14 protein-coding genes are annotated in these 12,296 nt (G+C 39.0%); 9 read left to right on the top strand and 5 right to left on the bottom strand.

Annotation, left to right across the window (positions count from 1 at the left end; genetic code table 11):
* The 9 genes from HMPREF9969_RS06960 to HMPREF9969_RS06925 form a co-directional block, all read left to right on the top strand.
* On the top strand, positions 1–2,345 hold a 2,345-nt coding region (locus HMPREF9969_RS06960), incomplete at its 5' end, for an RHS repeat-associated core domain-containing protein (protein ID WP_009435129.1).
* Positions 2,320–2,766, top strand: coding sequence for a hypothetical protein (locus HMPREF9969_RS06955; protein WP_050899973.1), 447 nt, complete (start codon positions 2,320–2,322; stop codon positions 2,764–2,766). The genes HMPREF9969_RS06960 and HMPREF9969_RS06955, both read left to right, overlap by 26 nt.
* A gap of 176 nt (positions 2,767–2,942) precedes the next feature.
* Complete coding sequence (locus tag HMPREF9969_RS06950; protein WP_036895401.1) at positions 2,943–3,296, top strand: hypothetical protein; 354 nt, start codon at positions 2,943–2,945, stop codon at positions 3,294–3,296.
* A gap of 62 nt (positions 3,297–3,358) precedes the next feature.
* The gene (locus HMPREF9969_RS13205) at positions 3,359–3,808 is read left to right on the top strand and encodes a DUF6078 family protein (RefSeq protein ID WP_232212662.1); all 450 of its coding nucleotides are present in this window, start codon (positions 3,359–3,361) and stop codon (positions 3,806–3,808) included.
* Positions 3,805–3,975, top strand: a complete 171-nt coding sequence (locus tag HMPREF9969_RS12850) for a hypothetical protein (RefSeq protein ID WP_156787962.1) — start codon at positions 3,805–3,807, stop codon at positions 3,973–3,975. The genes HMPREF9969_RS13205 and HMPREF9969_RS12850 overlap by 4 nt, the downstream gene beginning before the upstream one ends.
* A 241-nt stretch (positions 3,976–4,216) precedes the next feature.
* Positions 4,217–6,511 carry an RHS repeat-associated core domain-containing protein gene (locus HMPREF9969_RS06940; protein WP_156787963.1) on the top strand — a complete coding sequence of 765 codons (2,295 nt, stop codon included), beginning with the start codon at positions 4,217–4,219 and terminating at the stop codon, positions 6,509–6,511.
* Positions 6,512–6,517: 6 nt separating this feature from the next.
* Positions 6,518–7,060: a hypothetical protein gene (locus HMPREF9969_RS06935; protein ID WP_036895400.1), complete on the top strand. Its 543-nt coding sequence runs from the start codon at positions 6,518–6,520 to the stop codon at positions 7,058–7,060.
* Between the two features lie 31 nt (positions 7,061–7,091).
* Positions 7,092–8,708: an RHS repeat domain-containing protein gene (locus tag HMPREF9969_RS06930; RefSeq protein WP_009435135.1), complete on the top strand. Its 1,617-nt coding sequence runs from the start codon at positions 7,092–7,094 to the stop codon at positions 8,706–8,708.
* Positions 8,695–9,540, top strand: coding sequence for a hypothetical protein (locus tag HMPREF9969_RS06925; protein ID WP_009435132.1), 846 nt, complete (start codon positions 8,695–8,697; stop codon positions 9,538–9,540). The genes HMPREF9969_RS06930 and HMPREF9969_RS06925 overlap by 14 nt, the downstream gene beginning before the upstream one ends.
* A 579-nt stretch (positions 9,541–10,119) precedes the next feature.
* On the opposite strand, the gene HMPREF9969_RS06920 is transcribed toward HMPREF9969_RS06925, so the two are convergent.
* The 5 genes from HMPREF9969_RS06920 to HMPREF9969_RS06900 form a co-directional block, all read right to left on the bottom strand.
* The gene (locus HMPREF9969_RS06920; protein WP_036895398.1) at positions 10,120–10,365 is read right to left on the bottom strand and encodes a hypothetical protein; all 246 of its coding nucleotides are present in this window, start codon (positions 10,363–10,365) and stop codon (positions 10,120–10,122) included.
* A 67-nt stretch (positions 10,366–10,432) separates the two neighbouring features.
* Positions 10,433–10,666: a hypothetical protein gene (locus HMPREF9969_RS06915; protein ID WP_019036232.1), complete on the bottom strand. Its 234-nt coding sequence runs from the start codon at positions 10,664–10,666 to the stop codon at positions 10,433–10,435.
* Positions 10,656–11,234 (bottom strand): hypothetical protein, encoded by a 579-nt coding sequence (locus HMPREF9969_RS06910; RefSeq protein WP_009435133.1) that lies wholly within the window; start codon positions 11,232–11,234, stop codon positions 10,656–10,658. Before HMPREF9969_RS06910 ends, HMPREF9969_RS06915 begins: the two co-directional genes overlap by 11 nt.
* Before the next feature lie 19 nt (positions 11,235–11,253).
* On the bottom strand, positions 11,254–11,508 hold the full coding sequence (locus HMPREF9969_RS06905; RefSeq protein WP_036895395.1) for a hypothetical protein: 255 nt from the start codon (positions 11,506–11,508) through the stop codon (positions 11,254–11,256).
* Between the two features lie 33 nt (positions 11,509–11,541).
* Positions 11,542–11,793, bottom strand: a complete 252-nt coding sequence (locus tag HMPREF9969_RS06900; protein ID WP_156787961.1) for a hypothetical protein — start codon at positions 11,791–11,793, stop codon at positions 11,542–11,544.
* Positions 11,794–12,296 lie beyond the last annotated feature (503 nt).

Here is a 12,296-nt window from a genome sequence, read left to right as displayed (position 1 = left end):
AAGCCTATTACTATGGTCGTCAGGGTGAGGTGACAAAGACTGTCCGTACAGTTATGGCGAGTGTGGCAGATATCAGGACTTATGTCTATGGTGCTACGTATGATAGTTGGAACCGTGTGCAGACGATGACTTATCCTGATGGTGAAGTGGTTACCTACCATTACAATGCTGCAGGACAGGTTGAGAGTCTTACGAGCAATAAACAGGGACGTCAGAGCGTTATTGTTGACAGGATAGGTTACGACAAAGAGGGTCATACGGTCTATACGAAACTCGGTAATGGCACGGAGACTACCTATACCTACGACAAGCAGCGTGAACGTCTGCAGGTGATGAACCTTACAGCGGACGGTCAGGCTGTGATGGAAAACAGGTACCAGTATGATGCTGTGGACAATATCCTCGGTATTACGAATGCCGCCAACCCAACGTCGCTGACGAAACTCAACAAGGCGAAGCTGGGAGGAAAGAGTATGCATACGTATGAGTATGATGAGCTGAACCGCCTTATTCATGCAAGCGGTAAGGCAAAGCGTGCATCGTATGATATGGTGATGTCGTTCGGACGGATGAGTGAGCCGCTGACCAAGGTACAGAAGGTGGACTCAACGACAACTGCGAAGTCTTATAACTTTGCTTATAAGTACGAGGACAGTAACCACCCGACAGCTCCAACGCAGATTGGTCACGATCATTACACGTATGATGCCAACGGTAATCCAACGCTGGTAACGAACGATTCGGCGAATACTACCCGTGAGATGTATTGGGATGAGGATAACCGTCTGATGGTCTTAAGCGATAACGGTAAGACGAGTCGTTATACTTACAACGCTGCTGGTGAACGCATTATGAAGAGTTACGGGACGATGGAAGGTGTGTATATCAATGGTGCACCACAAGGCATCACGTTCCACGAGACAGACAACTTCACACTTTATCCGGCAAGTATCCTCTCTGTAAATAAAAATCGCTTTACAAAGCATTACTTCATTGGTGACAAACGAATCGCTTCAAGGATAGGAACGGGTATGTTTAACAACGTTTATGGACGCAATGGTTCATACGTAACGGCTGGTCAGCAGGACTATGCTGAGCGTATGAATCAGATTCAGACACAGAAGGAAGCATACTATAAGAAGGTGGGTGTAGCCCCTGGTGTACCTACAGAGAAGGGTGCGTATGGTGATCCAGAGAACACTGGTGTAGGGTATAATGCCGTCCTCACCGAACTCGGCAACCATGATGTGCCACAGGGTTGGATTCAGACTCCACGCCCTAACACCACACCGAATACCAACCCCGGTCCACCTGTAAGCTGGAACGACCCGAGTAACCCTGATGACCCACAGGCTGGTTATGGTTATATTCCAAACGACACTACGAAAGAGGAAACCTTCTTCTATCATAGTGACCACCTTGGTAGCACGTCTTACATCACAGACGACCATGCCAACATTACACAGTATGATGCCTACTTACCGTATGGTGAGCTGTTAGTTGATGAGCATAGCAGCCGTGAAGAGCTACCATATAAGTTCAACGGCAAACAGTTCGATGAGGAAACTGGCTTGTACTATTATGGTGCAAGGTACATGAATCCTATGGCAAGTATTTGGTATGGGGTGGATCCGTTAGCGGAGAAGTATCCAAATGTGAATGGGTATTGCTATACAATGGATAATCCTATTAAATATTTAGATCCAAATGGGAAACAATCAGAAAATAGTATAATATTAGCAAGGAATCCACTTGGAGGTTATTATTTTACTCCAGCAGCAGCTCATCTTCTCCACTTAGTAAGTGGGGTCAATGAGCAACAAATCCTTTACGCAAATGTAATATTTGAGGAAACTGGTATATTAAATGGCTCAATAGGTACAGCTGGTTCATCATTGACAGCAGGGAAAGATCCTGATCATGCAATAATAACCCATTATTATTATAATTTTAAGAATAATATGACATATAGAGAAACTAATGGAGCCTTTTTCTATGAGTTTACGGAAAGAAATGCCCATGAGGTTGGTCATATTCCTCAATTAAAAGGAACAAGGCATCTGGTAGGATCTGTTTATCAATATCTTAGAAATATACTATCAGGGCAAAATTGGCATGATGGTAGCTATTCTACAAAAGAAAAGGAAGCAGATAAAGGAGCTATTACTTTTAGGAAATTTAGTGCATTTATCGATAAAAATTATAAAAAGAAAGGTTTAGAAAAGCTATTTAAGAACAAGAATAATTTCCAAGATCAAATCATAGAGAGATTAGATCAATGGTGGAAGGCCTTTATTACAAATAAATTTGGGAAAAAGAGTGAAAGCAAAACTAAAAAAAGATAATATCATAGTAATTCTATATGTATTTCTATTTTTTTCATGTAAAGTAGATAATGCTTTTTACTTTGATATTGCGAGTCAAACGATATGTTCGTGTGAAAAGTCTTTTTATAAACTCAGTATTGATAACGACTCCGTAGCTTCAAATGGATGTCAATATGAGGGAGGTATATTACTTGTGTGGAATGATACGGTAAATCCACCACCAAGCAAAATAAGGCTTGATAGTATTCCCGATAAATATAATGTTTATGTCGGAGGTTACAATTTTTCTAAAAAGATCAAATTAAGACCAAATTCTACATATACTTTGTCGAATAACGGCATGGGAGGTATAGCTTTTAGAGTTAAGATTAGAACGGATTCAATAGGAAGGGTGATAAAAGCAACTCGAACTACATGTGATTCCGATAAGAATACCTAAGGGTATAAAGTACTATATCAGACAACAATAAATTTCCCCACCTATTTATCCCTTTGTAAATACTATCAAAATTTCTTTTTCAAATGAGAATAAAGGACATCATTGCATACACATTCGTTTTACTTCTTGTTATTTCTTGTACAAACAAAAAGATAAAAAAGCGATATTATTGTGATATGAATAATATTTATATATCCGTTTCCGAGGGTGATAAGTATGATAGTCTCATCATTGGGGATACAGATTCTATCATTATTCGCAAAACCAATGGTTATTATGGAGAGATCCTGCTCTATTTTATTACCGGAACAGATACAATTTATGTAGATAACTTATATAAGAACATTTACAGGATACACCCACATTCCTTCTCTTATAAAACGATACGAAGAGATGGGGCTTTTAATGTGTTGGATTCTTTCCCCATGAAAGGGAGGAATATCGGTATTGTGGGTAACGGGGCTGAGTATTATTCTTTCTCGGCAGAAAAGAATGGTCGATACGTAAAAGATTTAGAGATTATCAAGTAAATTATTATCTTTGTAGTTGTAAAAAAGAATAAATTAACAGCTATATTTGATTAATCATATTTATGCAGATTGAAGAAATCCCCTTCGGCTACGCCTCATGCTACGCCACAGACAAAGAATGCGCGAAAGCAGTACACTGCCTTCGCCGCCAAGTTGCCCGACTATATCAGTTGCAACCCGAACCGCCGACAACGAACTATTGCGTAACGCCCGCCTACGTAGCACAAGTAGCGAAAGGCGAAGCGTGCCGCGAGTTTCGCAGTGACGCCCCCATGCGATACGCCCGAGGCATGCGCCGACTGTTCGACCATATCCCCAAAGCGCAGTACCACAGCGTGCGCTACGATGTAATGAACGTGTTCAGCAGCGAGCGCGCTTTCTATTACGCCCAAAAGGGAGACCAGCTCATTTCGCCCGAGCAGCAGGCAGAAATAACAACAATATTCAATGAATACGAACTCCCCGCCCCGCAATTCGACAGCTACGAACAGCACCCCGACTGGGAACAATGAATCGATATAACGCGCACATTTACAACATGTTCAAGGCGGACAACACCGAACGAATGAATCGATACAACGCACTAAATCATTTCGCAATAGTACTGCAGAGATTCTGCACCCGCGTTGCAGTCTCACTGCAGAAGCCTTGCAGAAACACTGCAGCACGCATGCAGTAACACTGCAAGGCCTTTGCAGAAGAACTGCAAGACGTATGCAGTAATCGTGCAAACTAAGTAAATTAAAATTCTTCGATGATATAACAATGAACAATACGAGTACACGGAACAACCTCAACTACGCATCTATGGTCGACAGGGTGAGGTGACGAAGACTGTCCGTACAGTTATGGCGAGTGTGGCAGATATCAGGACTTATGTCTATGGTGCTACGTATGATAGCTGGAACCGTGTGCAGACGATGACTTATCCTGACGGTGAAGTGGTGACTTATCACTACAATGCTGCAGGACAGGTGGAGAGCATGACGAGCAATAAACAGGGACGTCAGAGCGTTATTGTTGATAGGATAGGTTACGACAAGGAGGGTCATACGGTCTATACGAAGCTCGGTAATGGCACGGAGACAACCTATACATATGACAAGCAGCGTGAACGTCTGCAGGTGATGAACCTTACAGCGGATGGTCAGACTGTGATGGAAAACAGGTACCAGTATGATGCTGTGGATAATATCCTCGGTATTACGAATGCTGCCAACCCAACGTCGCTTACAAAACTCAATAGGGCGAAGTTGGGAGGAAGGAGTTCGCATACGTATGAGTATGACGAGCTGAACCGCCTTATTCATGCAAACGGTAAGGCAAAGCGTGCATCGTATGATATGGTGATGTCGTTCGGACGGATGAGTGAACCGCTGACAAAGGTGCAGAAGGTGGATTCAACGACAACTGCTAAGTCTTATAACTTCGCTTATAAATATGAGGACAGTAACCACCCGACGGCTCCAACACAGATTGGTCACGATCATTACACGTATGATGCCAACGGTAATCCTACACTGGTAACAAACGACTCTACGAACACTACCCGTGAGATGTATTGGGATGAGGATAACCGCCTGATGGTCTTAAGCGATAACGGCAAGACGAGTCGTTATACTTACAACGCTGCTGGTGAACGTATTATGAAGAGCTATGGAACAATGGAAGGTGTGTATATCAATGGTGCGCCACAGGGTATCACATTCCACGAGACGGATAACTTCACGCTTTATCCTGCAAGTATCCTCTCTGTTAACAAGAATAGATTCACGAAGCATTACTTCATTGGTGACAAACGAATCGCCAGCCGTATCGGTACAGGATTGTTCAATAACGTCTATGGACGCAACGGTTCATACGTAACGGCTGGTCAGCAGGACTATGCAGAACGTATGAATCAGATTCAGACACAGAAAGAGGCGTATTATAAGAAGGTGGGGGTAGCGCCTGGTGTACCTACAGAGAAGGGTGCGTATGGTGATCCGGAGAACACGGGTGTTGGTTATAATGCCGTTCTCACAGAACTCGGTAACCATGATGTGCCACAGGGTTGGATTCAGACTCCACATCCTAACACCACACCAGGTACCAACCCCGGTGCTCCAGTTTCATGGAACGACCCGAGTAACCCTGATGACCCGCAGGCTGGTTATGGCTATGTTCCTAATGATACTACACGTGAAGAAACCTTCTTCTATCACAGTGACCACCTCGGTAGTACATCTTACATCACAGATGATAAAGCCAACATCACGCAGTATGATGCTTACCTACCGTACGGCGAACTGTTAGTTGATGAGCATAATAGCAGTGAAGAACTGCCATATAAGTTCAATGGTAAACAGTTCGATGATGAGACTGGCCTGTACTATTACGGTGCAAGGTACTTGAACCCTGTTACCTGTCTGTGGTATGGGGTGGATCCGCTGGCAGAGAAGTATAAAGAAATAGGTTCTTATGTTTATTGTGCAGACAATCCAATAAATTTATTTGATCCTGATGGTCAGAAGTTTATATACAATGCTCAAGGAAAATTCTTAAGGAAAGAAGGAAAAGATAATCTTGTATATATTGAACGAGATGGTAAATTGACTCAGTTAATTGATCATGGAAATGGTATGACAGATGAACAGTTTAATATTGCTGCTCATATTGTAGATGTAGAATCGAGTGATGCCCCAAATGAAAGCTTGTGGATTGCACATGCAGCTAATAATGCAGTTGATGATAAAGATGTGAATTACGCACATGTAAGAGTAAAAGGAGGGCCTAGAGTAAAGAACCATTCTTTATATGAACAACTGAATGATCAAAATTATTCGACTACTCCTGCATCAGCAAGAGTTGCTTATGATAAAGATTATCTTACAAGTTCTACAAGAACTACTGCAAGAGCAGGTATAATAGATGCATTACAATCAGATATTGATCCAACTCATGGTGCAACGTTGTGGGACGGAACAGATTTTGCAACTAAAGGGCTTAGCCATCCAAAATTTAGACAGTATAATAAAATAACAATACCAGATAATATCAGAAAAGATTATGTTTATCGAAATGAAAGCTATTTACAGAGGATAAAATCAAAGATGCGGGTGTCACCCGTTTTTGAGAGGAATGGAATTTTTATTCATGATGGCAAAAGTACAGCAAAATTCTCTCTAATAGCGACAGGTTCATTTGGTAGAACTATATTTTGGCATAAAAAATAATTTTATATGAAAAAGTTTATTCTTATTTTATTCATTATTATTTTTTCAGCTCCTAGTATAAATGGGAAAGCTCAAAGAAAATGGCAAGGATATTTAATTCCACAAGAGTATGTTATTGTTGATAGCCTTACCTTAAATGGACAGAATACCCAAATAGCTATATTTAGCCCTTATAGTATGACAGCTGACGGTTGTGAAAAATACGTTGATAAAGGGGAAAATAGGATTCTTTTGATTAAGCGTGATTCTCACTTTTATAGATTTGATAATGTTATATCTAATGACGTTTATGGTTATATTGATGGGAACGAAAGTCTTAAAGAAAATGGGAATGGATTTGAATTGTGGTTTGAAAAAGGGCAGAGTTGTACTTTTGAGTATCACATTTATATTGGATTTTTTAATTCAAAAATTAAAATAACGCACATTACATTAATTACTTTATGTAATAATAAAAAGAAGGTAAAAAATATAAGATATAAAAACTTTTTACTTAAGAATTTTCATCGGAATTTAATCGATAAATTAAAAAATAAATATAGCATGTAATCTATTAGAAAGATATTTATCTTATGATCATATGCTATACTGGGATGAGGAGAACCGCCTGATGGTGTTGAAAGACAACAACGGCATCAACCGCTATACCTACAATGCTGCTGGTGAACGCATCATGAAGAGTTACGGTACGATGGAGGGTGTGTATATCAATGGTGCGCCGCAGGGAATCACGTTCCACGAGACGGATAACTTCACGCTCTACCCTGCTTCGATAATCAGCATCAACAAGAACCGCTTCACAAAACATTACTTCCTTGGTGACAAACGAGTTGCTTCAAGAATAGGAACAGGTCTGTTTAACAACGTTTATGGAAGAAACGGCTCATACGTAACCGCTGGTCAGCAGGACTATGCTGAACGTATGAATCAGATTCAGAAGCAGAAAGAAGCGTACTATAAGCAGCAGGGCATTGCCCCTGGTGTACCTACCATGAAGGGCGCGTATGGTGATCCGGAGAATACAAAACGAGGGTATAACTCTATCATTGACACACTCGGTAATCATGATGTGCCACAGGGTTGGATTCAGACTCCACGCCCCAACACCACACCGAATACCAACCCCGGTCCACCTGTAAGCTGGAATGACCCAAGCAACCCTGATGATCCACAGGCTGGTTATGGATATATTCCAAACGACACTACGAAAGAGGAAACCTTCTTCTTCCATTCAGACCATCTTGGCTCAACTTCTTATATTACCGATGACAAGGGTAACATCACCCAATATGATGCCTACCTACCATACGGTGAACTGTTGGTTGACGAGCATAGTAGTAGTGAGGACCTACCATATAAGTTCAACGGCAAGCAGTTCGATGAAGAGACTGGTTTGTACTATTACGGTGCAAGGTATATGAACCCAATCACGAGTTTATGGTATGGGGTGGATCCGTTGGCTGAGAAGTTTCCGAATATAGGGGCGTATGTTTATTGTCATGGGAACCCTATTAATATGATAGATCCTGATGGGAAAGATGATTATAAACTAAATAAAAATGGGCAGATATCTTTTTGGAGAAGGACAAATGCTAAAACTACAGATAGGATCTTTTCTGGTAAAAGCCATATTCTCATAAATAAAGGACTTGCTTCTCAGTTAGTCAAAAATCAGACACGAAATGGAACAATTGCATTAACTAATAAGTCTGATGATGCTTTTAAATTCTTTAAATTCGTAGCAGATAATACTAATGTAGAATGGAATCTTATAGGAGAAAGAAGTGATAATGGGGGAGTTGTTTTCAAACTTAATTCTGATTTTCAATCGACTGCTGACGTCAATACTGTAAATGCGGGAAAATTTTTATTTATGTTACACAGCCATCCGTGGGGAAGCAATGAGGGAGTAACAAGAGCATCAGGTAACTATAATGAGTATAAAAATACACCTGCAGGAGAATTAGTAAAACAATATTACAGAGACGGAGATGTGTGGACATTAGATGCTATTTATGGAAGGTATAGAAAAGACCATCTTCGTCAGACTTTGGATAACTATCCCAAGGCATTTATCTATTATGCTGGTGACTCGAAACAAGCAAAACAATTATATCAATATAATCTTCAAAAGTCAAAGATTAATCCAATTTTTAATCCAAGCTATCAACGAATAAGAAAATATGTCTATAGATAACATAACGAAAACGGTTTTTGTTCTGGTTCTCTTTTTTGCACTTTCGGGTTGTACAATCAAAAAGGAACCATTTTCCCCATCTCTACAATATGTGCTTAACCAATTCTCTAAAGAGCATCCAGAGTATAATGTGATACAAATACAAGTGTCTAAAATTAATAATTATAACTTGTTATTTATGACTGGGTTAGGTGCTTATGACCCAGACATGATTGATGGTTATTATATCTATAATGGAAAGTTAATAACATATTTCCAGACGGATAGTTTAGATAGGACACATATAGTAGATACAAAAGTCTTAAAAAAATATAGTGGCAAAATAGATGGCTACAGAAATGTTTTCCAATCAAAAGGTATAACGGAGCCAATTCAACGAGCATTTTTTATCACTAATGAAAATAGAATAGTTAGAATTCCCAAAGGTTTCTCCTTATTATCTAAGGGAGGCTATGTTGATACAAATGTTATAAAGAATACGGGATTAAAGAAATTTCTTCATAACTATATTGAAAACGCCCCTTCAGTATTATATGAGCTTCGTTTTAAACAAGAGAAGGGTAAGCAGTATGTCATCTTCCGTCCAATGATTTTTTATGATTCTTCAAAACTTAATGGATATTTCTTTTGGAATGGGCACTTGATAGTGTTGTATGATTTAAAACAATCAGGAGATTTATTGAACAAACAGAATATTTTGCATAGTCATAAGATACCCAATTATCGAAGTCTATTGATTGACGATTGGAACTTCCCTTATCCTATCAAGTTAGAGATAATAAATGATGAAGCGATAAAAGAACTTTCTTTAGAAGAAGGATACTTTTTATAATTAGGTGGTTTAGAAATACAAAAACATGACATCTAACCTCAATAGGATAGAATAAAATCGTTGTCCGCTAAACATTTTATTAGATATAATTCAAGGTTGAATCCTAAGTGAGGGGTTCAGCCTTTTTGGTTCTCTTTGTTTCAATGTAAAGAGCACTTATCACTATAAGGAACAATACACATTTCTTCGGACACAGTTTTTGGAATTACATTGTTTATAGTTACTCTAAAACGCTAAGTTAGTTTTTGTTTTTAGTTGCTGTCACTTTTAACATTTCGTATAAACTGCTTGTTATCAATGTGTTGAAACGTAGGGAGGAGTGACAGGAAAATTGAAAAGTAGTTGTTTTAATGATGTCGTTCTAATAATGCGGAGGGGGAAATACTCGCTTGTTATGAAAAGAACAAGGACATTCGAAGTGTTGTAATAAAGATTCATAAATTGAAAATAGCAGATGGACTTTGACACGGCAAAAGATGCCCTTTTGCAATGTTACTCGTTACTGATAACGCAACTACTCGTTATGGTTAACGACTCTATATGTTACTTTGAAACATATAGACTGATTAATGCAATAATTCAGGTTATCTCGTTGTCCTTATCGGGTATTATGAGGATACCGCTTGAAAGGGTGATAGGATACTTTACTGCCATTACTTTTGCATCTACATGACCATCACAAGTCGAGAGGTCAGCAATAACATAAGGGAAGTCAGTATACCAATGAAACTCCTTGTCGGTTCTGTTACGTAATACCTCGTTTAATTCTCTTACTTCTTCTTCCTGAATAGATGCATATTGGTGATAGAAATTTTGGTGTTGCATATCATAGTTTTGTTTGTGGAGGGACGATTACTCCCTCCGTTATCTATTACTCTTCATAACCCATGTCTTAAAACTGCTTTAAGCAAATCATACCTCCATTAAGGAGCAAATTTTTGTGTAAATTTGCTTGTCTATCCCTGTCAGCAGTAGCTGCATAATCATTATTGACATACACTTGTTGATAAATAACAGTTGCGTCTGGTGCTACGACTGTCAAAACTTGAATTATTGTTGGTATATTCATATCGATGTTGATTGTGGAGGGATGGTTAGCCCCTCCCTTACCTCCTTTATGCGACATACTTGAACTCATGAACATAGATGTAGTTTTCGTTATCATCTTGTTCCTCGTTCCATTCATCTATATCTTTCATTGTCACCGATTCTTTCTTCAACAGTTGAGCCACATAAGCTAAAACTTGTTTTTCGGTGTCAAAATACTCACTAAAGTAATCTCCGTCGATACAAATATCGACATAGTAGCTCTCCGTGAAATATTTACCATCACAATCATTAGTTGCATAGACTTCACAACCACATTCTTCAACAATGTAGTATATAGTTAGCTCGGGCATGAGCTTTGCCAATAGATGACGGAAATCGGTTGCTCCCCATGCTTCCTCTGCTTCTATATAAAGGACACCATCTATTATTTCATACGTTTGAATAAACCCACGCAAATAGTTGTTCTTCATTTGTTCTTCCGATGCTCCTAAAGCCTTAACGATATTGCCTTCCCATTCCTTTGAAGCGTTTGCTTCAACAGGCTTTGTATTGCCTTTCATAAAGCTGTTTATCACATTAGACACTCTCGCTAAATCGCTCTTGCTACCTTCGATAGCATAGCTTGTACTTGCCCAATTTGCCATATTCTATATCTTTAAATTGTTATTTCCCAAACTTAATTACATGCTCACAAATCTGTATTGCTAAATCATGAAAATTCGGTTGTTTCAATATACGCTTTAATGCCTGATTATTACGTGTTCTTACACATGTGTTGTTATCTAAGCAAAATGTATACCTCTTATCATATACTATTTTCATTCTTACTCCATTTACGGTTATCAACCCCTCTGTAACCTCCACCTCAAAAAAGCCTTTTCGCCCTGATGAATAAATACTATCTGCTACTTTAATCATATCTCATTTTATTTATGCTACAAAAACAAAATCTTATGACCATACTATACAAGGTTTTAGCTCCTTATACATAAGCTGTACCTTTCTTGACGAATATCGCCTTTTAATAACTCCTACAAGTTTACCATCTTGCATAATATTGTTTCCTTTGATTTGTACTTTCTCAGTAGCCAAAATCTTATAACTATGATACGAAGCCTCTCTTGTTGATAACATACCATAGTTACCTTTATCAATGGAAGCCATTATAACATCCAAGACTGCTTTCTTTATTTCCTGTTTCATATTCATATTATTTGAATGATACATTTCCCTTTCGTTCAACTACTATTGCAGCATCACTGTCGGGCTTTCAAATTTTACGTGCAAATAAGGTAGCAAGGTCATTAGGAAGATAAGCAAAGTAATTTATGGATATTATCATGGAAAACCCAAATCTTTGATTTGTGGAAGGCTGCCGTGAGAATATTCTTAAATAGTGTTGCAGTACTTTGTGTTCTTACGACCTTGCTTACCTTTGCAAAGGAAAATTAAAGCCAGACTGTGTATGTAAGGAGTGTAAGCGATAACAAAGGATGCAGGGCTTCGCCCTAAACTAAAGGGTAAAGAATAGCAAAGTTGCCGTAGGCTTTAAAACAAGATACTGTCATAACCGCTCTCCCAAAGTCCCTTGAAAACCTTTGTCGAAATGCTTCGTAGAACATGAGACAGTGGTTTTCAAGGGATTAAAACAGCACTGTCTGTTTTAAGGGTTTCAGCGTAGCCTGTGTTCTGTAAAGCAGAAAGGA

This window comes from Prevotella sp. oral taxon 306 str. F0472, assembly GCF_000257925.1.
GTDB classification, from domain to species: Bacteria; Bacteroidota; Bacteroidia; order Bacteroidales; family Bacteroidaceae; genus Prevotella; species Prevotella vespertina.
The sequence above is the reverse complement of the archived record's forward strand: the minus strand, read 5'-3'. Positions and strand labels throughout refer to the sequence as shown.